Source organism: Kaistella palustris DSM 21579 (genome assembly GCF_000422265.1).
GTDB classification, from domain to species: domain Bacteria; phylum Bacteroidota; class Bacteroidia; order Flavobacteriales; family Weeksellaceae; genus Kaistella; species Kaistella palustris.
Genome location: NZ_KE383813.1, coordinates 199,811 through 226,459 on the forward strand (window position 1 = coordinate 199,811; position 26,649 = coordinate 226,459).

A 26,649-nucleotide genomic window follows, 5' to 3' on the forward strand; every position below is an offset into this window, starting at 1 on the left:
CATATAATATTCTGCACTAAAATGCAATTAATAAAGTTAATATAATAATTGATAGAAAACAAAAAAGGATGAAAAATTAATTTCATCCTTTTTTTGTGACCGCGAAGGGATTCGAACCCCTAACCCTCAGAGCCGAAATCTGATATTCTATCCAGTTGAACTACGCAGCCATTTTTTAATTTTTAATCAATAATTATTAATTAAAAATGAATCTTCACTCCTGCCAAAATCTGTGCTCCCAAAACTTTGTAACCTTTGTACGTTTGATATTGGGTGTTGAGAAGATTGTTTCCGAGTGCAAAAATACTGAAATTTTTGTGAACCTGGTACTCTGCAGACAAATTTAAATCTGCAAATCCACCAACTTTGTCATTTGTGTTTTGCACAGAGAAAAAAACATCGGGATTAATACCATCATTATCAAGTACAAATGAATTTGTGGTTTGATCCGTCGCGAAAAATACTTTCGCGCCAAGGTTCAATTTTTTGTCCAACATTGCATATTTACCGCCAATACTGGCTTTTACCAATGGCTTATAATAAATGTCATCATAATTATCGAGCATATATTTTTCAAAACTTAATTCCGCGTCCAATGCCAGATTCGCTAATGGGAAATACTGCACGCTGGCTTTCGCCTCGCTTACAGTTCCGTTGTCGTAAACCGAAGAGAAAGTATTGGCAAAATCGTAAGCCGGCCGATTATAATCTACCGCATAATTATACAGATCATTCGCTTTGAAGAACAGAATATCGTTCATTTTTCCGAATCCTGCACTGAAATTGTATTTAATATTCTGGTCGATATCACCACGCAAACCAAAATAAAATTTATATTTTGTTTCTGTAGGTCGGAGTTCCTGATCCGAAACCAAATACGGATTTTCTTCCAGTAAATTCGCGAAAGTATTTAACTTTAAGCCACCAGTAATTCCTGCATAAAACTTGAATTCGTCTGCCGCTGCAAACTGTAATTCTGCTTTTGGAAACCAAAAGGTTTTATTGTTCTTGATCTTATCTGCCAAAACAAGATTTGAATTTTTAGCATTTAAAAACGAAAAATCAGAACCGATCATTACATACGATTTTCCTTTAAAGAAAGTCATTTTCGGTGCTAAAGTCGCATTGAAGAATTCGGAGGAATTTTTGTTCAGGATATCAAAATCCGACTGTACCGTTTCCAGATTCACTCCGAGATCGGCATTAAAATTCACGTCATCAAATTTTGGAAGCTCTACTCCATGCTTTGATAAATTCACCAGGATTTCAGCCTGATTTTCTTTTGCGTGGAAGTGATCTGTCAGGAACGATGATTTCACGCGAACATCATTTAAAATTTCATTCGAATAAAAATCGTAATAACCATTTAATTTAATACGATTGGTTTTCTGTTTTAAATCTATATTCGAAGAACCTGGATCAAATGCATAAATTCCGTAATAGTTATAATCATTTAAACCATAATCGGCATTGATGCTGAATTTCCCTTTATCACCGTAAGAATTCAAATATAAACCGACATTACCGGAATTTTGTTTTGAATTCCAGTCGTAAATCTTACGCAAACCATTGGTAGAAAGGAAATGGACATCTCCTCCGACTTCCATTCCGTTTTCTAATTTGGTAGAAATGTTTCCGTCGGCAAGAATTTTACCGTAATTCCCCATTCCGAGTTGGAAATAGTTGTTCTGATATTCTGCATCAAATTTCGGCGAGATATCTTCACCTTGAATTAGCGAGGTTTTAAAATCTGAAGATGCCGGAACATTGGTAATATCGTAAGTCGGCGGATTCGCAGATTTTTCTTCTGGTGGATAATTTTTTTCTGCTTCGACAGAAGTTTTCTTCTTTTCGATTTTCTTTACTTCCGGTTCGCGCTTTCGGTCCAAAATCAATTTTTCTTCTTTGATCTGGGAAAATGCAAATTGCGAAAATCCTAAAAATAACAGGGATAATATTTGAAATCGTTTGTTCATTTATTTATTTTTTTTTCGACGTTCAATCGTTTCTCGCCATTTTATTACGTCTTGTCAATGGGATTCACCCATTTTATTGATTTCTTTCAATGGGCTTCACCCATTGCTATTGATCTCGCCACGTTGTGGCTTGCTGGAGTTTTTTTTAATTTTCTTTTAATGGGCTGCACCCATTGCTATTGATAGCGCCACTTCGTGGCTTACTGGATTTATTTTTTAATTTGCTTTTTTAAATCCTTTGCTTCTGCAACAATTTCCGGGAAATCACCATAATTGGCAATAATCTGATCGGCGGTATAACTCGCCTGGTAATTGTCTTTTAGGCCAATATAATTTTTAACCATTAAGACCAGAGATTTTGCGCCCCAATATTCTTCGGAAGCATAATTATTAGCCAGTTTGAAAATCGTTTCATTGGATGATTTAAAGGCTTTTCCTTTGTTTTGATAGAACGCTTTTGCATATAAAGCTTCCGCAGCAACTTCCGTATTCGAGGATTTTTCTAAAGCCGTATATGCTGTTTTCGCCTCGTTGTCTTTACCATTGTTCATCAAACTTCTGGCTTTAATTACTTTCGCCAATTCATTTACCGAAGCTGAATTTTTAGGATTTTGCAAAACTAAATCAGCCAGCATTTCTGCTTTTTTGAAATCTTTTTCGTCTGCGTAAATCTTCATTAATTCTACATTTGCGAAGTTTTTAACATTCACGTTTGTAGAATTAGAAAGCGACACCAAATATTTTTTAGCTTCATTCGTATTATTCTGCGCTAAATAAATCTGGGTAATTCTGGTTTGCGCATCTTCCTGATAATCGTTCTGAACATTCGCAACTTCCTGCAAAACCAACAATGCTTTAGTAGAATTCTGAGTCTGGAAATAACTTTCTCCCAATTCATATTGCGCCTGATACAAACCTTCTCCGGTTGGATTCTGCGTTAAATATTTTTCAAAAAGCGGAATTGCTTTCTGATATTCTTTGCTTGCGTAATAAGACTTCGCCGTGTTCAGGTTAATTTCATCAATTTCTGAAGCATCGATTCTTACGCCTAAACTTTGGGCAAACTTTTGATAGCCTGAAACATCATTATTTTTAATGAAAATCGGTCTTGCTGCCTGAACAATTTTACTTGCAAACGCCGTGTTTTTATATTGATTTCCAAGAGACTTTAATTCAGATAAAGCTTTGGAATCTTCGTTTTGGTCGATGTAATTCTGAGCACGATAAATCTGAGCATTTGCAACTAAATCTTTATCTGTACTGGTCTTGATGACTTGTGTGAAATAATCGTTTGAGTTTTTAAAATCATCATTCGCGGCATAAGCAGTTCCGATTTCATATTGTGCATCGTCAAAATATTCTGAATTTTTATACTGAGCCAGCAACTTTTTCAATTCCGCAATTTTCGCAACGGTATCCCCTTTAAATCCTAAAGCCATCGCTTTTTGGAACATCGTGTAATCATCAGCACTTTCCGTTTTATCGTAAATTGCAATTGCTTCGTTCAGATCATTATTTGCATAATAGGTATCTGCCAATCGAAGTTCTGCATCTTTTTTAAACTCCGGTTTTGGATCTTTTAAATATGCTTCAAAATATTGTTTCGCTTTGTCGAATTTCTTTGATTTAAAATAAGCGTAACCCAAATCATAATTCAACTGTTGTTTTTCAGGGAAACTTTCATTCTGTAATTTTTCAAAACGAACGATCGCCGAAGAATAATTGGCTTTTTGATAATAAGTTTGCGCCAACCAATACAATGCTCTAGAATGAAATTCTTTATTGATATTGAATTCTAAACTTCTTAGAAAATACTTTTCTGCAGCATCTAAATTCCCTTTATTGAATTCTTCTGTTCCAATTAAGTAAGAAACTTCCTGATCAACTTTATCGGTTTCCGGAGTGGAATTTGGCATTTTATCAATTGCCGCCAATGTTCCTTTATAATCACCTGAATACAAATAAGATTTCACCAAAAGTGATTTCATTGCTGCAGTATCTGGACTTTTCGGATATTTCGTAATATAACTTTGAATCACATTTGAAGCAGATTCAAAAGGATTTCCGAGTTCATAACTTAACTTAGCGTATTGTAAATGAGCAAGTTGCTGAACTTTCGGATCGTATGTCATTTGATACGCCGAACGAAACGCAGAAAGCGCTTCCTGTTTTTTACCCACTTCTAAATAAGCATTTCCCAACTGGTAATATGCGTTTTGAGAAGTCGCCGAATTACTGTTTAATAATTGATTGTAATAAGAAACCGCTTCATCATATTTTTTCAAATGTGCGGAAACAAATCCCATTTCATACAAATCACTTTCAGAAGGTTTTCCCTTACTTTCCAGATAAATTTTTAAATGCGGATAAGCCGAACTGTAATCACCTTTCATGAAATAACTTTCGCCAATCATCTTGTGAACTTCCGCTTTATAATCGGCGGAAATATTTTCGTTGAGCAACGCATTTCCTTCTACAATCGCCTTATCGTAATCTTTATCATTAAAATATAACTGCACGTAATACGGTTTTACAACGCGTGCATATTTGTCGTTATCTTTAATCTGATCGAAATAAGTGAAGGCTTTATCGTTTTGTCCATCCGCATAATACAGATGTCCCAACATATATGCGATATCGTTTTTATCGGAACCTTCGCTCGTTTTGTACGCTTCTTCTAAAGCTTCAATCGCACCTTGAGAATCGCCGGTCATGAATTTCGCATAACCAAGTTTCATGATATATTGCGTATTTTCTTCTCGTGAAAGTTGGTATTGATTGACGCTATTTAAAGTTTCCAAAGCTTTATCAAAATCCTTTTGAGCCAGATAAAAATCGGCCAAAGGTAAATTTGCCTGCGCGAAATAAGCCGAGTTTGGATATTCTTTAATAAAAGCATCTAAACCTTGTTCTGCATGATTCTCACGCAAAATAACGCCGATAACATTATCGAAAAACTGTGCTGCTTCTTTTTTAGAATTGGAAAGATTCCCGTTGTAGAAATACTGTCGGGCATATTCGAACTGAGAAGCGTTATAAATTTTATTTTGGTAAAGATTTTCGGCGAGGTTAAAACGGTAATTTTCGCGGTCGCTGAAATATTGAGATTGTTGTGCTTCGGATAAGCCGAAATAGAAAATCGCGGCTGCGACTAATATCTTTTTTGAATTCATGTAATCCTGATTTTCTGGAAGTTTTTAGGGATTTGCTGAGCGCTGTTAGAGCTCGGAGCTCTAACAGCGCTATCCACATTTAATCAACGAAAATAGAAAAAAGTTATTGCCTGCACAAGCAAATACACTTATTGTGGAAATGGGGATAACCCCGTCTTTTTTATTCGTTTCAGCCCCAGAATCCTCAAATTTTCACATTCCCAAATGCTCAAATCCAAAATTCTATGATCTACAATCTAAAGTCTGACATCTGACATCTAAAATCTAATATTTGCCATCTAAAACCTAATTCCTGTTCTTCAGCAAAATCCAGCCCTGCCGCTGTTCGCTTTTCTGCGTTACCGGATCGAACCACGAAACCACGTACCAATAAGAAGAAGTAGGTAGTTCCCTGCCGTTGGTTTTACCGTCCCATTCGGCTTTTGCTGGATTTGCGGCTTCAAAAACCTTGCGGCCGTAGCGGTCTGTGATCAGCAGAGAAACCTGTTGCATTTTGTCGAGATTATCAATTTTCCAGACATCGTTTTTGCCGTCGCCGTTGGGTGTAAATGCATTGGTGATCTTGATGAAATAAACGGTTTTCGGTGGCCCGAAACATCCTGTGTCCGACTGTACCTGGATCTGATAAGAGTCTTCGGTGGGATTCTGTAAAATGGGCGAACGCTGCTTCACGCCATTAAAATAATACCAGTAAGGTTTGGTGCCGCCTTCCGCCACAACTTCAATGGAAGTATTCGTTTGGTTGATCACCTGAATTTTCGGTTGGTTTTCATCAGAAATGCTGAAACTGTGCGTGTATGGACAACCATTAACACCATTTTGCAGCGTCACAGAATAATTTCCGGGCTGCGTGAAATCTGCAAAACGCCCGGTTTTTCCGTCACTCCAGGTAACTGAATCATTTTCCGGACCTGCATCTATAGTTAAAGTATCATTAAAACAAATAAAATACTTTTCCAGCAGCGTAGAAGATTTTGTGGGAATGTTCACTTTCAGATGGATTTCTGCATCGGACGGACAAAAGCCGGGAAGCGTAATTCTGATATAAACAGTTTGTGCAAAAGGCGTTTTGTTCGTATAATTAGCCGGAATTGCCTGCGTGAAAGAAGCGTCTTTGAAATATTCAAAAACCGCAGCTGGATCGGTAGTAAAAATTGATTTTTTTGAGTCCAAATCAAATGTTGTTATTCCATCAAAATCAGGATCACAAAGTTCGTATGTGATTTCATTTACAGTCAATACTGAATTCCCGTTCTGTACAAAAGTGACCGTTTGCAGCTCCGAAGTACAGCCTGTTGTATTATCTTTGATGTAAAACCTGATCTCTTTCGGTAGTGCTCCTGAACTCACATCAAAACTTGAAGGAAGTGCACCTCCGTCTTCAGCAGTAAAAGTATACTGTGAAGGATTATTAATGACTTGATTTTTAAAATCTTCAAGTGAATAGGTCGTTTCGGAGCAGATTGGAATTTGAGTGCGGAGGGCAATCGGCTTTGGATTGTAAGATAAATTAAAAGTAACCAAATCACCGCAGGTTGTATTGTAAATGACTTTAATATAAGGATTTGCGCCCCAAAGCGCTTCGTTATAACTTGTTATATCGTTTCCGGTAAGTAAAGTTCCGTTCGGTGCATAATATTCTAACGTCACAGAAACGGGAGGTTGCGCATTGGTCAACGTCGAAGGATTTTGTGTCAGATCAAAAAATGTATTTCCTTGACAGTTCTTTTTCGTTAAGGTATTCGCTGTCAAAGTCGGCTTGCGATAAACTAAAAGTGTAATTGTAGGACGATCTGGGGACACACAGCCTGTAGAATTATCGACAACACGAATGTAAAGCGTTGTATAGCCGAGTCCGCTTCTGTAATTGTATGCAACAGCACCAACTCCGTCTGCTGCGTTCTGCGGAGATTCATGAAAAGTTACCGTCACATTGGGATCCGGATTAATTTCAGGAATCAGCGACTCCAGACCGAAAGTTTGTGTTGCACTCGCGCATTGTGGCGGCAACTGCGTTGTAGGAGTGTTTGCGACTACTTTTGTGTCTTCCGTAAAAACAATTGTAGAAATCGTACTGCAGCTGCCCGCTGGTGGATTTTTAGGTAAAATCTTAATCCACACCTTCGGAAAACTTTTTGGATTAATGACGGAATTTGTAGAATAAGAAGTCCCATCTGTTGAATACTGGTAATCAAAAAGGGCAAAACTTGCACCTCCGATTTCCGGCAGATATTGCGAAACATCTACGGAAGCAGATCCATAGCAGAATTTTTTAGGTAAATTATCAACCGGCAGCGGCAATGAATCAAAACGTATCACAAAATCCTGATCAATGGTACAGGTCGATGCAGGATCATTCACATAAATATGGACGGTTCTGTTTGTATTCGCACTGATCACAAAATTGGACGGATCGGAAATGGCAGTTCCGTTTTCCGAAAACAGTAAACTATATTTTGTCGGATCAGCCGGATAATAATTGTAAAGATTAATGGATTTACTCGCAGCACCGGAGTTTTCGCAATAATAAAGCGGTGTATTGCTTTCATTAAACGCGGGAATCGTAGAATTTCGATTTACAGGAATGGGGTCAGAATCGACAGAACAGACCGGCAAAGTTTTTCTGGAAGCACGAACAAAATAACTTCCCGTTTGCGTCGCGTAGTATGAATTTCCGGTTCCTATAACTTCGGTATTTCCCACGAGAAACCATTCAAAATTTAAATCAGGATCGCCGGGCACAGTTAGATTAACGCCCGTTACGCAACCACCTGCTCCACCAGCCGTAATAACGGGTTTCGGGATCCGCATAAACTTCACCTGTCCTGTTTTAACTAATGAGGCATCTTCCGCATAAGTCACTTTTACTATTAAGATATCACCGTCATTAGGACTGAAATCAGACAATGTATCCGAGGTTTCGCTTAATACAGTGGCATTTTGCGACCATTCAAATTTGGGTGTTAAATTTTGATTGGGTGTAAACACCATCGCCAGGCCTTCACTTTTCCAGTGACCATTATTATAATCCGAAGGAATTGTATTGTGGGCAGGAACTTTCCACTTTGAAGCGTCTTCATTTTGAATTCCGAGAATCGCATTGTAGGTATCTTCCGTTTTATTTGTTACATTAATAACGATCTTACCACCTTTTATCAGCAAGATGGTGCTGTTATATTTTGAACTCGAAATGCTTCCCGCACCATCAGTCTGAATTTGGTTTTGATAAGATATCTGAAGAGCTGGCTCACCCTCAGAAGTTGTAACTGTTTTATAACTATAAGTTACAGTGCCGTTCGCCGAAGCTGGGACCAAATTAGTATATCCAAAAAAGATCTGCGCAAGATTCAGTTCCTGCGCGGGAGCATTCCGGTAAACTTTGTTATAATCAGTGGATGGCAAGATTGAAAGCGGAAAAGCTCCAATTCCACTGAAAGGTCGGTCTATATACGTATTTATATTATTGAGATTGGCAAGTTCCGGGCTGTTTGTGAAAACTAACCTGCCATTGCTTCCCGCAACCACGTTCGTATAATCTTTCCCGTAAAAGCTGAATGTGAAACCGATTGGAATAACCTGGCTGAATTTATTGGTACCGGTCGCCGGAAAAACAATCGGCGTTCCACCCGGCGACAGCGGATAATTCGAAGGGTTTTCTTTTGCAACAGCATAATCACCCGTAGAAGATGCCGCTGCGTCCGCTTTTAAAGAAAATTTTTCGCCCGCGCAAAAATACATCTGCGAAGGGTACATTGCATTGGTTGCAGGATCTAAAAGAGTGACGGTTTGCGCCGTACCCAAAGAGCAAAAAAGAAGAAAGACAAAAACAGAAAAATTCCGCATCAAATAAATTTTTTTTCAAAAATACACCATTAATAATAACCCGAATCGCACTGTTTTTAGTATTTCCAAACTAAAAAAAATAAAATTTCTCAAATTTTCTTTTACATTTGTCTAAACTAATTTTAATATGAATCAATTATTCCGCAGAAAAAGTTACCGCGCCAACGAGAATTCATCAGGTTTACTTAGGGTTCTGGGCGTTTGGGATATCGTTTTCTTCGGCATAGCTGCAATCATCGGTGCCGGCAGCTTCAGTTCCCTCGGCGAAGCGGTTTTCCGCGGTGGTCCCGGCGTAATTATCCTGTATATCATTTGTGGTTTTGCCTGTGGATTTACAGCATTGTGCTATGCAGAATTCGCCAGCAGAATTCCGACAGCAGGATCCGCTTACACTTATGCTTATGCCAGCTTTGGCGAACTGATTGCCTGGATTATTGGCTGGGCGCTCATCATGGAGTATTCTTTTGGAAATATTTACGTCGCATTTTCCTGGAGCGATTATTTCACGAGTTTTATGGCGAGAGTTGGCGTACATATCCCCGACTTCCTTACATGCAGTTACCCTGAGGCCAAAAAAGCATTCTTCGGCGGTTCACAGAATAAAGAACTGCTGAATGCCTGGAAAAACGCACCCGTAATCGGCAATCTGAAAATTATACTAGATGTTCCTGCATTAGTAATTAATGGTTTGATTACGTGGCTCGTTTATCGTGGCGTACGTGAAAGTAAAAATTTCAACAATGCCCTTGTGTTAATGAAACTTGCGGTTATTGTTCTTATTATCCTTGTCGGCGTAGCTTACATTAATGTCGACAATTGGACGCCGCTTAATCCCGAAACTAAAGTTTCTTCTTTTATGCCTAATGGTTTCGCCGGGGTAATGAGCGCGGTGTCGGGTGTATTTTTTGCTTATATCGGTTTTGATGCGCTCAGCGTTTTATCGGAAGAGACAAAAAATCCCCAAAAGAATCTGCCGCGGGGAATGATTATTTCACTCGTTTTATGTACCGTTATCTATATCATTTTAACTCTTGTCTTAACGGGAATGGTAGATTACAGAAGGTTCGACGGTATCGGCGATCCACTTTCTTTCATTTTTGAAAGATCCAACGCAAATCTGCCCTGGATGGAGCTTACGGTTTCCTTTGTCGCAATTATTGCGATTACAACCGTTCTGCTCGTTTTCCAAATGGGACAGCCACGGATCTGGTATGCCATGAGCCGCGACGGACTGATGCCGAAGCGCTTCATGAGGATTCACCCGAAATACAATACGCCTTCATACGCCACGGTCGCCACGGGAATTGTAGTTGGCCTGCCGATTTTATTTACCGACAAATCCTTTATTTTAGATTTTACGAGCATAGGAACGATTTTCGCTTTTGTACTTGTCTGCGGCGGTGTTCTTATGCTGCCGTCAAAAAAGAAACTTCCCGGGAGGTTCCACTTACCGTACATTAACTCAAAGATTATCTTTCCGGTGCTGTTTCTCGGCGGACTCGCCTTTTTCTATTGGTGGCAACCGGTATTTTTCAATACGCTGATGGACTGGAAGGATCCTGCAGAAGGTGAATTCCGTATTTCCATGTTTTTCTTCATTTTAATAAATATCGGGCTTTGTGTTCTGGCTGTCGTTAAAAATTTGTCTTTAATTCCGCTAATTGGATTAAGCTCATGTCTTTACCTCCTCACCGGAATGAGCCACAACAACTGGTTTTGGTTCCTGTTATGGTTTGCAATTGGTCTGGTGATCTATTTTTCTTATGGTTTCAGCCACAGCAAATTGAATAACGATCTGAACGGTGATTTAAATTAGATCTCATGTCGGAAAGAATAGAAAACTTCACCGCCTTTTATAAATTTTATTTAACGGAGCACAGCAAAACGTGGACACGCATTTTTCATTTTGCGGGCACACTTTTAATTTTTTTTGTTATTTTCTACGTGATAAAGTCGGGGAAAGAAAGATTTCTGTGGTATATTCCCATATTTGGATATGGCTTTGCGTGGTTCAGTCATGCCGTCTTCGAAAAGAACAGGCCCGCAACTTTTAAGTATCCCCTTTGGAGTCTGGCTTCGGATTTTAAAATGTTCTTTGAGCTATTGACAGGAAAAGAAAGGTTCAAATCTGAAATTCCTTCCTCGCAAAATAAAACCGAACAGAACTAAAACAGTTGTACAAGGTTTTAAAAAAACCAAACTATATTCAGAACGATTCAAATAAAAAAAACCAACTCCGAAAAGTTGGTTTTGCTTTTATTAAAAGTCCGGTCTTAGTCTATTTTTGGTAAGTTATCCATTTGCTGCGTTGCCGCCATAGAAACCATCAGATCGTTGAGCAATGTACTCGCGGAATTCGGTGAATTTGGCAGAAGTACAAGATTGCTTCTGTTACTTGCGCCTATCGCCTGCAATGTATCATAATGCTGTGTAACCACGATCAATGCAGAAGCTTCCTGCGCATTGATGCTGGCCTCATTCAGCATTTTTACAGATTCTACAAGACCTGCTGCGATTTCTCTTCTTTGATCGGCAATACCCTGTCCCTGTAGTTTTTTCGATTCTGCTTCAGCTTTTGCCACAGCCACAATCCGTATTTTTTGTGCTTCAGATTCATATTCAGCAGCAGTTTTTTCGCGCTCTGCGGCGTTAATTCTGTTCATTGCGTGTTTCACCTGCTCATCGGGATCGATATCGGTGACCAAAGCTTTGATGATGTCGTAACCGTAACTCTGCATGGCCTCCTGCAGTTCACTTTTTACAGCCACCGCCACATCATCTTTTCTTACGAATACATCATCGAGTTTCAGTTTCGGAACTTCAGCTCTTACCACATCAAAAACATACGATGTGATTTGATTTTCCGGATTTTCGAGCCGGTAAAATGAGTCCGCAACCTGCGAGAATATCACCTGATACTGCACAGAAACTTTCATACGCACGAAAACATTATCTAAGGTTTTCGTATCGATGATCACATCCAACTGCTGGATCCGCAGATTCATACGTTTTGCAACCTGGTCGATGAAGGGGATTTTTAAATGCAGTCCCGACTGGCGCACTACATGAAATTTCCCGAGCCGCTCTACAATTGCCGCGGTCGCCTGCTTCACCGTAAAGAAGGACGCAAATAAAACGATCAGTCCAAAAAAGACTATAATTCCTAAAAATGCCATTGTTAAATTTTAATGAGTTAATGTTTATGAAACCAGCAATTGCACTGATTTGTTATAAAGATAAAGAAAATTCCGGCACCAACAATATAAAAGGTGAATTCACCCGGTCGTAATGAGGAATTCACTGTTTATTAGCAGGTTATACTGGCGGGCTCTATTTTATTGTAATTTTGAGAAGATTCTCCTCGAATATTTTCAACAGCAGATCTATTTTCTTTTTGCTAATAACGTTCTGAACATTGTGAGAACTATCTAATTTAAAAAAACTGTAAAAGAGAAAGCATCCGGCTCTAAATAAAATCTTAAAATTCCAGCTCATGTCCTTCAATAAAATCCTAAACGATATAGCTTACGCGCATTTCCAGCAGGCCAGTCCCAAGATAGACAATATAAAGAAAGGAATTCAGGAAAACCGGATGGGCGAAGCGAGACTTACAGATATACAAACGGACAGTTCCAAACTCTCAAAACGTATTGCGCGGGAAAACATGCCCGTTTCTGCTGCATTGGAAAGGATTAATGGCGTGCCGAATTTTCAGGACATTCAGATTCTGTACAAAATCCTGAAAATTTCTGAGTCCGTGGGCAGGATCACCATAAAAACACGCTACGGGAATTCCGGTTATGGTACAGGATTTCTCATTGCCCCGGGATTGCTGATCACCAACAACCACGTTTTCCCAGATGCCGAAACCGCAAAAAATTCTGTAGTGCAGTTCTACTATGAACTCGATGAAAATAACGAATGTCGAAAAGTGCAGACATTCGGCTTTATCCCCGAAAAGTTCTTCCTTACTTCAAACTATGTCGCAGATCCCGCGATTCCAAACAGTGGATTAGATTTTACCATCGTGGCAGTTACAGACAAATCCAAAGAAGGTAAAAATATCAGCGAAATCCCGCACACTGTTCTGGATGAAACTTTAGGAAAAATCATTGAAGGCGAAAATTGTGTGGTCATTCAGCATCCTAAAGGTGATTATAAAAAAACCGTCATGAAAGATATCCGAATGCTTACGCTGAAAGATGATTTTCTGATCTACGAATCCGACACGCTCCCCGGTTCATCCGGCGCCGTGGTAATTGGACTGGGAACAGGCGAAGTAGTTGCGCTCCACCACAGCAGCATTCCCAACAAAAATCCCCAGGGCCAGTGGCTCCGGAAAGATGGTGGCGTTTATAAAGACGGTGAACCTGACGAGTCTATCGACTGGCTCGGCAACGAGGGAATCCGTGTAAGTTCCCTGGTACGCGCGATCCATGCCGCAGTTCTGCCAGATGATATGGCGAATCTGAGAACTTTATTTTTTGGAAAACAAAAAAAGGACGACACTTCTTCAAAAACGCCGGAGCCCATTAATGAAAATCCGAAAACTGAAATGAAAAACTCTACAGAATCTGTTTTAAATCAGGCAGTAAACATGATTCCACAAGCCATGGCGGCTTCTGATCTGCCGCTGCAATATTTTGAAATCGAGCTTTCGAATGTGGTAATGATGCAGGAGGACTGGAAGGAAAATTACAAAAAGCTCGTCCCCGAGATTGTAACTTCCGAACCTTTGTTTCCACTGTCAACCGTCGCTTCACAAAAAACCATGCACTATCTCACCTTGAAATCTGCTGACAATCCCTGGGAGATCGCAGCCCGCCTGGAAGCGCTGCCTCAAATCCGTACAGCAACACCTGATCTTGAAATTGAAACTGACCTGCGGATGAAAAGCAAAAGCTCAAACGCAATGACGGAAACTGAAATGATGGAAAGCATGAAGATAAACAACGCCGCCGGCCGACAGGATGACTTTAAAGCGAAATGGAGCGCCTCGCCCTACTTCGAACTGAGTGAGGCCGATATTTGGAAACAGCGCACCTGGAACCGGATTGCGGTGGGATTTGGCAATGATCCTGCTTCCGGCGTCCGGGTTTTGCTGAATTCTTTAACAGCGAAGAAAAGTAGTTCATCAAATGAAGAACTGCTCGAGACTTCCCATGTTGACGGAATATTGGCGAATTTAAAAAATTTGGAATTGGTACAGTTAGACACAGGTTACACTGATCACGCCAAAGTAAAAGGACGTTTTAATTTTAACTGTGATGAAGATTTTATCGATGGTTCCGACGCGCGCGATGAGATGCGCACCGGTTTTCTGCGCCACCCCGGCCATGGAACTCGAACCGCAAGTATTATTATAGGCGGCGACATGAGCAGTATTTACAAAGACGATGGAAATTATGGAATCCTGTGCGATAATGAAAAAAACGCACTCCTGAATATCATTCCATACCGCATCGCGGAATCGGTTGCCATGATAAACCGTGGCAAAAATGTGGTTGACGCGGTGAACCAGGTCATTCATACCAATGGCGATGTAATGCTCCTGAGCATTGGCAGCTCTCCACGACCAATGATTGCAGAAGCAGCCAAAGCTGCGTATGACAATGGCATAATCTGGGTGTGCGCTGCCGGAAATGAAGTTGAACTTGTGGTCTCCCCGGCTTTATATCCGGGAACTGTAGCGGTGGCAGCCAGCAATCCAAATGAAAAACCGTGGCGTGGGAGCAGTTACGGCGAAGAGGTTGATCTGTCGGCACCGGGCGAAGATATCTATGTGCCTGCGATAGACGAAAAATATAACGAAATAATGGTTTATGGAAGTGGGACAGGCTATGCTGCCGCACATGTTGCCGCCGCAGCAGCTTTGTGGAAAGCCAAAAACCGCCGCGATATCTACCGGAAATATCCGTTTCCGTGGCAAATCGTGGAAGCTTTCCGGGTAAGTGTAAAACAATCAGCCACAAAACCGAAAGTTTGGGATAGTGAGAACTACGGAGCCGGCATTTTAAATATTGCGGAATTACTAAAAGTAGAACTTCCGGAAATCGATGGGAAAAAGTACGCGTACGCTAATGATTCACGTCAGGAATGGGATCTCGGCGTGAGAGAGGCGGTTCATTTTTTATGGAAAAACCAGCTTGGCGAATCGCCGTCGGAAACCGAGTCCGCAAAAAATATGCAGCTCACCGAAAGGTCCAGGATCGCGATCACCGCGATGACGGGCAACACTGTTTCCAGTATTTTTGAGAGTGACAGCATATCTGCCCTCACCGATTCCGACAGGATCCTTAAAATGTATTTCGACAGCTACAAAAAACAGTAACCATGGAAAAAAAATATTTCGACCTGCATCTCCATCCTTTATTTAAGAATTTTCTGAGCAGATATGATGTGACTGTGCCGCCACTCAACCGCAAACTCGCAGAGCTAACGCAACCCGTGCGCATGTCCAACGCCATCACCAGCGTCGTCGATGAGCTGTTTATTCACATTTTAAAAAGCCAAAGCTGCATTGAACAATGTGAAAAAGGAAATGCGGCATACATTGTTGCCGCCATTGTAAATCTGGAATTTGGCTTTGCAGACAGCCGCGGATTTTTCGGGAATATTTTAAAAAGCAGGTTTTCGAATCCGCTGGACAAAACTTTTTTTGAAAAAGTACGCCGTGGCGAAGTGTCCTATTACCGCCTCATGTTAATGGAGCTGTCACTTTATAAGCAACTGCGCGATCACAAAGAAAGTCCGGTTGCAGTCTTATCCAGAAACAGCAGTAATACATCCGGAACTAAGCCATTAAATATAATTTTTAGTCTTGAGGGATCACACAATTTCAGCAAACTCATGATTGGTAATCCGTTGGTCATTGATCATGTGCCCGACCGCTACATTGATTTAAAGAAGTCGGTGAAGCTTTCGGAGGTTGCCGATAATCTCTGGAGGGAGATGATCACCGATCCGGAAACAGCGGCCGATAATCACAGCCAAAATCCGGCGGTAAATTTCGAGCATTTCTATAAAAGTCTGGCCAAAGAAAAAATGGATCTGCTGTATCTCACACTCACCCACCTCACGCACATCAGCGAGCAGTTTTTAGCCACACACGCATTTGGGATGAAAATGCTGAAACATCCTTCATTCTATCCGTATGGAAACGGTATTACCACCGCAGGTTATGAAGTGATTGAGAAATGTTATTCACTCACCAATGATAAAAATGAATACCGGCCCGTGATCCTGGATGTCAAACATCTGGGCCTGAAATCAAGACAGGATTTTTATGCGTTCCGCAAATCATTAATTCAGAAAGAAAAAAAATACGCGAATATCCCGATCATCGCTTCGCACATTGGCGTGACCGGTTATACGTATAATGAATGGAAAAACGCCTTGAAACGCGATACCTGTACCGTTTATAATTACGAGGGAACACGCGCCGTTTCGGTAGAAATGGATAAAAAGAACTGCGGCAAATGGGGTTCATTCGTGAATAATGATTTTTCTTTTAATCCGTGGTCCATAAATTTAATGGATGAAGATATTACAGAAATACTTTCATCAAACGGAATCATGGGCATGAGTCTCGACGTGCGGATTCTTGGTTTCCAGTCGGAATACGGCATTCATCTGAACAGCGAAAACGAATTCCTCAGCACTGCAGATTTCCAGACACACTTTCCACAGATCACTGTCAAGAATCTGCCGGTAAACACCATGGAATCGATGGTCACAGAACAGGAAAGCTGGCTGATCCTCACCAAAGAAGATCGCCATCCCTTGGCTTTTTGCTTTAATATCATCCACATCATTCAGGTTGGTCTGCTGAAAACAGAGATCAGCGAACCTTGGAAACAGATTTGCCTGGGCAGCGATTTCGATGGTTTAATAGAACCGCTGAAAGTTTCTCCTGACATTTCATCACTCGGGGAACTGGAGGCAAACATGATCAAATGGCTGCCTGTTGCAGAAAAAGCCTACGTGGATGAGAACGGCGGAACCTGCGTCCTCGCAAATAAATCTACGGCCGATCTGAAAAGTGTCGTGCGCGGTATAATGTATGATAACGGTAAGGCGTTTATAGATCGCTGGCTGCGGAATTTCGAAATTTAATCACATGGTCATGCCAATATCAATTCCCTTGATTTTCCGGTAAAGGTCTGTTGCATAATTATCCGTCATACCGGATACAAAATCAACCACGCCCAACACTTTTTGATAGTCGCTTTCATTTTCATAAAGAAATTGCTGTGGCAGAAGTTTCAACGCCATTTTATCATAAGACTTCCGCGCAGATTTTTCTTTCAAAACCGGTGGAATAAAATGGTCGAGCAGTTCATTCATTACGTTATAGCCGGCGTTTTCAATTTCAATAACGTTTTTATGGTTGTAAATTTTAGCGATTGAAAATTTTTCAATTTCCTGAAGTGATGGATTGTCGGCTTTGTAAATATCTAGCAAACCCTTATCTAGATTTCCTGTTAAGATGTCCGAAAACCGTTCACGATAAATGTCGATTGATTTATTGATCAGCGTGTTGATCACCTTTGCGCGCAGATACGAGATCCGTTCATTGGCATTGGTCAAAACCGGCAGTTTCGCTTCCACCCTATTGGTACTGATATTTTCTGATTTAATGAGGTCGAAGAATAAATTCTCACAATCGCCGGTAGACACAATTCCCAAGCGGTGCGCATCTTCCATATCAATGATGTTGTAACAGATATCGTCGGCCGCCTCTACCAACCAGACGAAAGGATGGCGTTTGAAAATGGTCGGCTCCCGGCTTTCGGCCATCATGTTAACTGACTGGGCGATCTGCAGAAAAGTTTGTTTCTCATTTTGAAAAAAACCGAATTTTTTCCGGTGGATGATGCCTTTCTTTTTAGCAACAGCCTCACACGGATATTTTGCAATGCTGGCCAAAGTACTGTAGGTCAACTGCGTGCCGCCTTCATCCTTACCGGTTTGCTGATGTGTTAATACGCGTATCGCATTGGCATTTCCCTCAAAACTGACGAGATCTGCCCACTCCTTTTCCGAAAACTTATGCTTTAAATCCTTCTCATTTTTCTCGAAATAGCTTGCTATAGCATCTTCACCGGAATGTCCGAACGCAGGATTTCCCACATCGTGGCAAAGGCAGGCAGCGGCAATTACATTCTGCAGGTTGTGCTGGTAAAAGTTCTGACTGTTTTCGTCGAGGTCACTTTTAAAATCTTTATAAATGAATTCGCCGATCACACTTCCCAAACTTCGCCCAACCGAGGAAACTTCAAGCGAATGTGTCAGGCGGTTGTGGACAAAGACACTACCTGGCAGCGGAAAGACCTGGGTTTTGTTCTGAAGCCTCCGGAAAGCTGCAGAAAAAATAATACGGTCGAAATCCCGCTGATAATCCGTTCGTGAAGCCGCTGTCGCAGCATTCTGTCCGGTCCGCTGGTTGGTGAAAATTTTATTTAAATCCATTATTTTCTAAATATATCCCGCAAAGTTTTTAAAACATTTTTTGTCGCTGTCGTGAAAGTATCGCGTCTTTTTGCCAGCGAAGTTTCCTTTTTTAATAAATAGGATATTCGTTTCCGCGGATTTTTTCAAAGTTATAACAACATTACAAGCTAACAAAAGGCTCAGCACTATTTCTGATATAGTTTCGCTCAAATGATATTTTTAATGATGCCTTCTTTAAATGGTTTAAATTTTGATTTTTCTGTTGAAATTTAATACGATGCCTGAAGGTCCTTCCATACTGATTCTTAAAGAGCTTGCCACAAAATTTATCGGTAAAGAAATACTTGCCGCGGAGGGAAACGCTAAAATTGAAATGGAAAAAATCCCGGGACTTACTTTTCAGGAATATAAAATCTTTGGTAAACAGTCTTACCTAGTTTGCCAGCATTATACAATACGGATCCATCTGCTGCTCTTCGGCAGTTACTCCATCGACGAACTTACCAAACCTGAGCGCCAACTGCGGCTGCACCTGAAATTTGCAAACGGTGACCTTTACTTCTATTCGTGTTCGGTCAAACTTTTGGATGCGGCAGTATTAAAGGAAATTGACTGGAACGCCGATGTTCTCAGCGACGACTGGAAACCTTCGAAAGCGAGAAAGAAACTCAAAGCGCAACCCGGAATGATGGTTTGCGACGCACTGCTCGACCAAAATATTTTTTCCGGCGTGGGCAACATCATCAAAAATGAAGTACTGTTCCGTATTGGCGTGCATCCGGAAAGTGTAATCGGCAAACTTCCACCCAAAAAGCTTTCCGCACTAATTTTTGAAGCACGTAATTACAGTTTTGATTTTCTGCGATGGAAAAAAGAATATGTCTTAAAGAAAAACTGGCTCGTACACACGAAAAAGAACTGCCCAAAATGTGGCCAGCCACTCACTAAAAAACATCTTGGACTTTCAAACCGCAGAACCTTCTATTGCGAAACCGACCAGAAACTGTATGCATAAATTGATACATCGGTAGTTCCGGTAGCCATTAATCCCGAAAAAAACCTGCTGCTATAGTGATTTTTTTGTTGACTTTTTGTTTGCTTCTGCAAGGCAGTTCGCTTATAATTGCACAAATTATTTTTATGAAAAGTTTATATTTTATGGCTGCAGCGCTTTTCTGCAGTACAGTGTCGGCGCAGAGCCAAATTTCATTCGAAAGCAGCGAAGGATATGTTTTAGGCGACATCAACGGTCAAAACGGCTGGACAGTTACAGAAACCAGCGACGGACCGCTTACCAATCAGACCATAAGCAATGAAGTGGCATCAACAGGAATTTATTCTTTTAAAAATGCATACGTTCCCGAATATGATGCGCAGTGGTTTCCGATCTTTGGGATTGAAAAATCTTTTACACCCGCTCTGGATTACAAAAACACGACTGTTTCTTACGACTTTTACGCACCACAGCAAGGTGGCGCTGATTTTGAATTTGCAGTTTATTCCATAAATGATGCGACTCAGGAATACGATATTCTGTTGTCAGTTGGTTTCGAAAACCGCGGCCTGATCTACATTTTCAACGAAAAAAATTTCGGAGGATTTACTTATGCTGATGCACAGTGGTCCGCCAATCAGTGGTACAACCTTAAAGTTGAGATCAAGAAAAATACCATTACATATTATTTAAATGACGCCGTAATTTACAGCGGTGAAAACACCAGCAAAGTAAATGTGAACGGCATCAACTTTCTGCATAACAACTATGGTGGCAGTGCGTTCTATGATAATATCAAAGTCAATGGCGAACGTCTGGCAGTAAATACAGTTAGCAAAGCAACGGTTGCTGTTTACCCAAATCCTGTGAAAAACAACCTGAACTTCAGTTTGCCCAATACGACGAAAACTGCAAATATCGCGGTATACAATCTGGTTGGACAAAAGATTCTGAACAAGGAAACAACGGAAAATACCATTAATCTTGCTGGCTTGCGAGCTGGTACCTACATTATAACAATAACCGGCAGCAACGGAATTTCCTATTCTTCAAAGTTCATTAAAGAGTAAATTCCTGTCAATAACAAGCTAAAATCCCCTCCAAGACTAGACTGAAGGGGATTTGTTATTTGCAAGATTTTAATTAATCCATGTAACTCTCGATCGGTGCACACGTGCAGATGAGATTTCGGTCGCCATACGCTTCATCCACGCGGGAAACGGTAGCGAAAAATTTGTGGTCGCGCACCCAATCCAAAGGATAAGCGGCTTTCTCGCGGCTGTAGGGTTTATCCCACGAATCTGAAATAACCACCTGTTCGGTATGTGGTGCATTTTTCAATACATTATTTTTTTCGTCGGCCTCGCCAGTTGCGATCTCTTCGATCTCTTTTTTAATGGCGATCAGCGCCTCTGCAAAACGGTCAATCTCCTGTTTACTTTCCGATTCTGTAGGTTCGATCATCAAAGTACCCGCCACCGGAAAACTTACTGTCGGTGCATGAAAACCATAATCCATTAATCTTTTTGCGACGTCGGCCACTTCTATTCCCAGAGTTTTAAACTGACGGAAATCTACGATGCATTCGTGCGCAACCCTGCCGGCTGAGTTGGCGTAAAGAATCGGGAAATGTTCTGCCAACACTTCTTTCAGGTAGTTCGCATTGAGGATGGCGTGTTCAGTAGCCTTCATTAAACCAGAAGTTCCGAGCATTTTGATGTACGCATAAGAAATATTGAGGACTAAACTCGAGCCGTAGGGCGCGCCCGAAATTGCGTCAATAGATTCGTTCCCTCCAGTTTTAATGTTGGGATTTGAAGGTAAAAACGGTACCAGATGTTCCGCCACACAGATCGGACCTACGCCGGGACCGCCGCCACCATGAGGAATAGCAAAGGTTTTATGGAGATTTAAGTGACATACATCAGCACCTACATTTCCGGGACTTGTAAAGCCGACCTGCGCATTCATGTTTGCACCGTCGAGATAAACCTGGCCGCCATTGTCGTGAATAAGTTTTGTAATTTCTTTGATGTTCTCATCAAAGAATCCGTAAGTTGAGGGATAGGTGATCATTGCTGCAGAAAGATTTGCACTGTGCAACTCTGCTTTGGATTTCAAATCAGCAAAATCGATCTCGCCGCTTTCAAGATTTTTCACCACCACAACTTTCATTCCCGCAATTGTTGCAGAAGCAGGATTGGTGCCGTGCGCGGACTGTGGTATCAGAACAATATTACGGTGACTTTCGCCACGTGACTTGTGATATTCGCGGATAACCATTAAACCGGCATATTCGCCCTGCGCGCCGGAATTAGGTTGCAGAGAGGTTCCTGCAAAACCGGTAATTTCGGCAAGATCTTTTTCCAGTTCCTTAATTAATATCTGGTAACCGCCTGCCTGCTCTGTCGGTACGAAAGGATGTACACTTCCCCATTCTGCCCAGGAAAGCGGCAGCATATGAGTGGCGGCATTCAGCTTCATAGTACACGAACCGAGCGAGATCATAGAATGCGTGAGGGAAAGATCTTTTCGTTCCAAGCGCTTGATATAACGCATCAGCTCAGTTTCCGTATGGTATTTGTTGAAAACTTCTTCATTTAAAATCGAATCAGTACGTAAAAACTCTTCGGGTATCTGCAGCTCTTCCTTAAAAGTAAGTTTAAAACTCTGTTTTTCTTTGAACTGCGCAAAAGCATCAAATAAATCCTGAATTTTTTCCGTTGTAGATGCTTCATTTAATGAAATGCTGACAAAACCTTCGGTAAAATAGTTCAGATTGATTTTACGGTCACGCATTAAATACATTAAAGATGTTTTTTCCTCTTCATCGATTCTAAACTTTATCGTGTCAAAAATAGGTTCTTCCACAATTTCGTAACCCAGAATTTTTAGACCGTCGCGCAGCGCGTTGGCCTTAAAATGAATTTGATCAGCAATAAAGTTTAAACCTTTCGGTCCGTGATAGACCGCATACATACCGGCCATTACGGCAAGCAGCACTTGCGCTGTACAGATGTTGGAGGTCGCCCTTTCGCGCTTGATGTGTTGCTCACGTGTCTGCAAAGCCATTCGCAGCGCGCGCTTACCGTACGCATCCTGGGAAACACCTATAATTCTGCCGGGAATATCACGCTTGTATTCTTCCTTACACGCAAAAAAAGCCGCGTGCGGACCGCCGTAACCCATCGGAATCCCAAAACGCTGCGTAGTTCCCACCGCACAGTCTGCACCCATATCTGCCGGCGATTTCAACTTCACTAAAGCCAACGGATCACATGCTACAACAACCTGGAGGTTAAGTCCTTTATAAGTGGCGATGTTTTCCGTATAATCGATTATGATCCCATTTTTTCCCGGATACTGAAGCAGCACACCGAAATAGGACTCGTTGAACTGATGACTGTTGTGATTACCAACAATAATTTCGATACCTAAACCGGAAGCCTTTGTTCGTAATACAGCGACGGTTTGGGGAAGAACAAGATCTGAAACAAAAAATTTCTGCGCACCCGCCTTTTTCTGGTCTTTGGTCCGGCTTTCAAAAAACATGTGCATCGCTTCGGCAGCAGCCGTGGATTCATCGAGAAGTGAGGCATTTGCCAGTTTAAAACCTGTAAGGTCGCAGACTACGGTCTGAAAATTTAAAAGAGCCTCGAGCCGTCCCTGTGCAATTTCTGCCTGATACGGCGTATAAGCTGTGTACCAGGAAGGGTTTTCTAAGATATTCCGTTGAATCGCACTTGGTAAAATCGTATTGTTATAGCCAAATCCAATATAGTTATCAAACATCAGATTTTTGGATGCCAAATCTTTGGAATGTGCCAACATTTCGTGTTCTGAAAGTGCCGGTGAAATCTCCAGATCTTTGGTTAACCGAATACTTTCGGGTATTGTCTGAGACATGAGTTCCTCAATGCTGGAGACGCCAACTTTCTTTAACATTGCATCTTTATCCGCTTCATTTAACGAGATATGGCGGTTTACAAATTGCGTGGTATTCATAAAATTTTGAATGGGGTTTTTGTTGAAATAAAGGTTCGTAAAAGTACTACTTTTAAGTCAGAAGACCAATGACGGAAATCAGCAAAATGTGAACACCGAATTCAGAATGAGCAAATCCCGGTGATTAGGAGCTGAACACTTTAAGTAAAATCAGTAGCGCTATCGTGAGAAAAAGCAGAGCCAGCACGATAAGTACCGCCTTTGGGCGCCCTGCCGGATTCGCAGCTGTGGGCTGCTGCGGTTTAAACAATTCTTCTACCTCGTCTCTGAACTGTTCTTTGTCGCTCCCGAAAATCTCGGTGATGGTAATGCCGCGGACAATGGTCTTATTCAGCAGTGAATTTGTGGCATGCAGTAGAAGCTGAAACTTCCCGTCTTTGAACTCCGTGATGCGGAAAGTCCGCTCGCCATAACCTTTTTCCAGGCCAAATGGCATCACCTTTACAATATCGGCGTTGTGCGTTTGCCAGTTGATGATCACTTCCTCACCTTTCTGGGCCCGGACTTTGTTTGCCGTAAAGTTCTTGATGGAGGGCGGCAGTGTGGGGCGGTAACTTCGCTGCTGATGGCCTAAATTATCGTCGTAAATCCGCCTTTTCTCCGGGTCGCCCAGCATATCGTAAGCTTCCTGAATTTCCATAAAACGGTCTGCAAAAAACTGATCATTTTCGTTCTTGTCCGGATGGTATTTCAGGGAAAGTTTACGGTAGGCTTTTTTAATGTCCTCGAGGGGCGCATTTTCTTTGATGCCCAAAAAATAGTAGTAATTCTTCATTCCGTATTCAGATCACAAAAATACGGATTTTAAATTTTTATGAACCTAAATAAAAAAAATGCTGAGGATAATTTCAGCATTTGATCAGAGGATGATTTTTGCAAATTTATTTTCGCAGGAAATTGATGTCATAATTTAAAGCGCTTTTTCAGCAGTGTCTTTAATCCACTCAAAACCCCTGTTAAAGCCTGTATTCATGGTATCTTCATATTCCGGCAAAGTGTGTGTTACAGCGCGGAGTTCCGTGGTATTTTCGTTAATGGCGCGCAGGAAATATTTCTCTTCCAAACCACTCCATTCTTCTACCGCTTCACCTTTAATATCGGCGAAACCGTTTTTCACCCGACCGAGATGACTGAACACGACTTCTGTAGGTTCGTGAAGGCTCGTAATGGTTGAGGCCATGCCGTTTCCGTTCTCATCCAGAAACAGGGTTTCACCGTTCACCTTCCAGTCGGTTTTCATTACTGTTCCCATTCCGAAAAACTTTGTCCATTCTCTGTACGTTTCCGGATTCCACAGCAGATCCCAAACTTTTTCTATCGGCGCTTGTATTACTTTCTCGTAATTTAGGGTTCTCATAAACTGTTATTTAAAAAAGGTTTTGGTAAGGATTTATTCATTTTTAAAAATTGATCCATCAGGTGTTGCACAGGATCGTGTCATGATTTTTCTTAATGATTTTCAACATACTTGTGAAAGTTATTCAGGATCCCGTACCAGCCATCGCGCTGCATCTCCCGGGAATTCTTGCTTTCCGCATCGAAAACTTCAATGACCTGAGTCGTGTTTGCATCGATTTCATTAAAAGTAATTTCCACATTTCTGCCGTCGGAGAGGTGGTATTTAATCTTTTTCAGCGGAATAATCTCATCGTATACACCAATAAAATCAAATCCGAAACTGCCGTCTTTCGCCTCCATTCTCGTATGCAGGGTGCCGCCTACGCGAAAATCGTTTTCCGCTTTTGTGCAGTGCCATTTTTCCTGGGCAAAGTTCCATTTTACAATATGCTTCGGATCATTCATAAGATCCCAAACCATCTGAACAGGTTTCAGAATAGTGATGTCAATTTTAATTGGCTCCATAATTTTCATTTTTACTAAGGTAATAAAATTTAGTCTTAAAAAAAATTCTTTGTATTTATGAAATCCTGTATAACTATTAATTTCATTAAGCAACGACGTTAAAACAACGACAGCTGGATTGGCTGCGAACCTGTTGGTTTGCTGGCATCACCAAAAACAGTTTTACCGCCATATTTCCAGGAGTTTTTACGCTCTTCGTCAATTACATCATTCAGGCCAAAGTCCGGTTCAAAGTTTTCTTCGGCGCGGGAAATTACTGTATGTAATTTAGCCAATGTTTTCTGCTGATCGGAGTGTCCCAGTTTTGATTTTTCAATTCCTTTCTGCAGGATTTCGAGCGTCTCATCATAAATTTTCAGAGGTACCGGAAAAGGATGACCGTCTTTCCCACCATGCGCGAATGCAAAGCGCGCAGGATCTTTAAACCGCGATGGTGCGCCGTGAATTACCTCGCTCACCAAAGCCAAACTTTGCAGCGTCCGCGGCCCTACGCCCTTTAAAAGTAGAAGTTCTTCGAAGTTTTCGGGCTGGGTTTCGCGGGTCATGTACAGCAGAGCGCCGAGGCGTTTCAGATCCACATCCGATGCGCGAATATCGTGATGCGCCGGCAAAATTAACCGGGCAAAATCCTGCATGATTTTCTCGGAATTTGTGTGCGAAACCTCCAAAATTCTTTTTCTGTTTTCGCCAGCCGCCTGTGCGGTGAGATTTAAAATCTGCCCCTGATTAATTCCTGAGATTCCTGAGTGTGGCTCTTCTACAAATGATGTCAGGTCTTCGGAATGCCAGTGGTAGCGGCGCGCCGTTTTATCTTTAACATTCATTCCCTGCTGAATCACAGCCCATTTTCCTTCATCACTTAGAATAAAATTGTGCGTGTACAACTGATAGCCATCCTGAATGGCAGTGTTGTCTACTTTCGCTGAAAGTTTACTGGCGCGCACGAGTTCATCGCCTTTCAATCCGGTTGATTCAGATATTTTCATTAATTCTGTCGGCGTTTCCCGGGAGAATTTTCCTTTGCCACCAGCAATATAAATTCCGAGTGACCTTGAATTGGGATTAATGGATTTTTTCAAAGAACCCATGACGGAGGTCGTAACACCCGACGAATGCCAGTCCATACCCATCACCGCGCCAAAGCACTGAAACCATAATGGATCGCTCAACCTGCGGATGACCTCGTCTTTACCGTAATCGCTCAGTAAAACTTCAACCACAGAAAGTCCAAGTTTAGCCATGCGCTCATACAGCCACTGCGGAACATAGCCATAATGAAGCGGTAAATCTGCGGAACCCGAACGTTTCATTTATTTATTAAAGGGGGTTTCTATCGTGACTG

The 26,649-nt window shown here is 41.4% G+C and carries 16 protein-coding genes and 1 tRNA gene; 6 read left to right on the forward strand and 11 right to left on the reverse strand.

The window, feature by feature from the left end:
* Positions 1-96: 96 nt before the first annotated feature.
* From H562_RS0113535 to H562_RS0113550, 4 genes are all read right to left on the reverse strand, one after another.
* Positions 97-170, reverse strand: a tRNA-Arg gene (locus H562_RS0113535).
* A 30-nt stretch (positions 171-200) separates the two neighbouring features.
* Positions 201-1,976 carry a TonB-dependent receptor gene (locus H562_RS0113540; RefSeq protein ID WP_027377993.1) on the reverse strand — a complete coding sequence of 592 codons (1,776 nt, stop codon included), beginning with the start codon at positions 1,974-1,976 and terminating at the stop codon, positions 201-203.
* A 209-nt stretch (positions 1,977-2,185) separates the two neighbouring features.
* On the reverse strand, positions 2,186-5,149 hold the full coding sequence (locus H562_RS0113545; protein ID WP_027377994.1) for a tetratricopeptide repeat protein: 2,964 nt from the start codon (positions 5,147-5,149) through the stop codon (positions 2,186-2,188).
* 285 nt (positions 5,150-5,434) lie between these two features.
* Complete coding sequence (locus tag H562_RS0113550) at positions 5,435-8,992, reverse strand: T9SS type B sorting domain-containing protein (protein WP_027377995.1); 3,558 nt, start codon at positions 8,990-8,992, stop codon at positions 5,435-5,437.
* A 127-nt stretch (positions 8,993-9,119) separates the two neighbouring features.
* On the opposite strand from H562_RS0113550, the gene H562_RS0113555 reads away from it, so the two are divergent.
* Complete coding sequence (locus tag H562_RS0113555; protein ID WP_027377996.1) at positions 9,120-10,808, forward strand: APC family permease; 1,689 nt, start codon at positions 9,120-9,122, stop codon at positions 10,806-10,808.
* A 5-nt stretch (positions 10,809-10,813) separates the two neighbouring features.
* Entirely contained in the window at positions 10,814-11,161 is a 348-nt protein-coding gene (locus H562_RS15200; RefSeq protein ID WP_051190519.1) for a DUF962 domain-containing protein, read from the forward strand.
* 104 nt (positions 11,162-11,265) lie between these two features.
* Here H562_RS15200 and H562_RS15205 read toward each other — a convergent pair whose 3' ends face one another.
* On the reverse strand, positions 11,266-12,168 hold the full coding sequence (locus H562_RS15205; RefSeq protein ID WP_034691211.1) for an SPFH domain-containing protein: 903 nt from the start codon (positions 12,166-12,168) through the stop codon (positions 11,266-11,268).
* 317 nt (positions 12,169-12,485) lie between these two features.
* Here H562_RS15205 and H562_RS15445 point away from each other — a divergent pair, with 317 nt between their 5' ends.
* A complete protein-coding gene (locus H562_RS15445; RefSeq protein ID WP_027377997.1) occupies positions 12,486-15,323 on the forward strand; it encodes a S8 family serine peptidase in 2,838 nt (945 codons plus the stop codon).
* A 2-nt stretch (positions 15,324-15,325) separates the two neighbouring features.
* Positions 15,326-17,107 carry an amidohydrolase family protein gene (locus H562_RS0113585; protein ID WP_027377998.1) on the forward strand — a complete coding sequence of 594 codons (1,782 nt, stop codon included), beginning with the start codon at positions 15,326-15,328 and terminating at the stop codon, positions 17,105-17,107.
* Here the strand turns inward: H562_RS0113585 and dgt are convergent, their stop codons facing one another.
* A complete protein-coding gene (gene dgt / locus H562_RS0113590; RefSeq protein WP_027377999.1) occupies positions 17,108-18,463 on the reverse strand; it encodes a dGTP triphosphohydrolase in 1,356 nt (451 codons plus the stop codon).
* A 259-nt stretch (positions 18,464-18,722) separates the two neighbouring features.
* Here dgt and H562_RS0113600 point away from each other — a divergent pair, with 259 nt between their 5' ends.
* A complete protein-coding gene (locus H562_RS0113600) occupies positions 18,723-19,460 on the forward strand; it encodes an endonuclease (RefSeq protein ID WP_027378000.1) in 738 nt (245 codons plus the stop codon).
* A 125-nt stretch (positions 19,461-19,585) separates the two neighbouring features.
* On the forward strand, positions 19,586-20,509 hold the full coding sequence (locus H562_RS0113605; RefSeq protein WP_156832012.1) for a T9SS type A sorting domain-containing protein: 924 nt from the start codon (positions 19,586-19,588) through the stop codon (positions 20,507-20,509).
* A 73-nt stretch (positions 20,510-20,582) separates the two neighbouring features.
* Here H562_RS0113605 and gcvP read toward each other — a convergent pair whose 3' ends face one another.
* The 5 genes from gcvP to H562_RS0113635 form a co-directional block, all read right to left on the reverse strand.
* Complete coding sequence (gene gcvP / locus H562_RS0113610) at positions 20,583-23,444, reverse strand: aminomethyl-transferring glycine dehydrogenase (RefSeq protein ID WP_027378002.1); 2,862 nt, start codon at positions 23,442-23,444, stop codon at positions 20,583-20,585.
* A gap of 124 nt (positions 23,445-23,568) precedes the next feature.
* Positions 23,569-24,219: a J domain-containing protein gene (locus tag H562_RS0113615; RefSeq protein WP_027378003.1), complete on the reverse strand. Its 651-nt coding sequence runs from the start codon at positions 24,217-24,219 to the stop codon at positions 23,569-23,571.
* Positions 24,220-24,354: 135 nt separating this feature from the next.
* Entirely contained in the window at positions 24,355-24,801 is a 447-nt protein-coding gene (locus H562_RS0113625; RefSeq protein WP_027378004.1) for an SRPBCC family protein, read from the reverse strand.
* A 92-nt stretch (positions 24,802-24,893) separates the two neighbouring features.
* A complete protein-coding gene (locus H562_RS0113630) occupies positions 24,894-25,307 on the reverse strand; it encodes an SRPBCC domain-containing protein (RefSeq protein ID WP_027378005.1) in 414 nt (137 codons plus the stop codon).
* Positions 25,308-25,405: 98 nt separating this feature from the next.
* Positions 25,406-26,617 (reverse strand): DUF763 domain-containing protein, encoded by a 1,212-nt coding sequence (locus H562_RS0113635; protein ID WP_027378006.1) that lies wholly within the window; start codon positions 26,615-26,617, stop codon positions 25,406-25,408.
* Between the last annotated feature and the right edge of the window lie 32 nt (positions 26,618-26,649).

Bases quoted from the DNA above. Each gene is read 5' to 3' on its own strand.
- H562_RS0113540 (WP_027377993.1), bottom strand. From the start codon at position 1,976: ATGAACAAACGATTTCAAATATTATCCCTGTTATTTTTAGGATTTTCG.
- H562_RS0113545 (WP_027377994.1), bottom strand. From the start codon at position 5,149: ATGAATTCAAAAAAGATATTAGTCGCAGCCGCGATTTTCTATTTCGGC.
- H562_RS0113550 (WP_027377995.1), bottom strand. From the start codon at position 8,992: ATGCGGAATTTTTCTGTTTTTGTCTTTCTTCTTTTTTGCTCTTTGGGT.
- H562_RS0113555 (WP_027377996.1), top strand. From the start codon at position 9,120: ATGAATCAATTATTCCGCAGAAAAAGTTACCGCGCCAACGAGAATTCA.
- H562_RS15200 (WP_051190519.1), top strand. From the start codon at position 10,814: ATGTCGGAAAGAATAGAAAACTTCACCGCCTTTTATAAATTTTATTTA.
- H562_RS15205 (WP_034691211.1), bottom strand. From the start codon at position 12,168: ATGGCATTTTTAGGAATTATAGTCTTTTTTGGACTGATCGTTTTATTT.
- H562_RS15445 (WP_027377997.1), top strand. From the start codon at position 12,486: ATGTCCTTCAATAAAATCCTAAACGATATAGCTTACGCGCATTTCCAG.
- H562_RS0113585 (WP_027377998.1), top strand. From the start codon at position 15,326: ATGGAAAAAAAATATTTCGACCTGCATCTCCATCCTTTATTTAAGAAT.
- dgt (WP_027377999.1), bottom strand. From the start codon at position 18,463: ATGGATTTAAATAAAATTTTCACCAACCAGCGGACCGGACAGAATGCT.
- H562_RS0113600 (WP_027378000.1), top strand. From the start codon at position 18,723: ATGCCTGAAGGTCCTTCCATACTGATTCTTAAAGAGCTTGCCACAAAA.
- H562_RS0113605 (WP_156832012.1), top strand. From the start codon at position 19,586: ATGAAAAGTTTATATTTTATGGCTGCAGCGCTTTTCTGCAGTACAGTG.
- gcvP (WP_027378002.1), bottom strand. From the start codon at position 23,444: ATGAATACCACGCAATTTGTAAACCGCCATATCTCGTTAAATGAAGCG.
- H562_RS0113615 (WP_027378003.1), bottom strand. From the start codon at position 24,219: ATGAAGAATTACTACTATTTTTTGGGCATCAAAGAAAATGCGCCCCTC.
- H562_RS0113625 (WP_027378004.1), bottom strand. From the start codon at position 24,801: ATGAGAACCCTAAATTACGAGAAAGTAATACAAGCGCCGATAGAAAAA.
- H562_RS0113630 (WP_027378005.1), bottom strand. From the start codon at position 25,307: ATGGAGCCAATTAAAATTGACATCACTATTCTGAAACCTGTTCAGATG.
- H562_RS0113635 (WP_027378006.1), bottom strand. From the start codon at position 26,617: ATGAAACGTTCGGGTTCCGCAGATTTACCGCTTCATTATGGCTATGTT.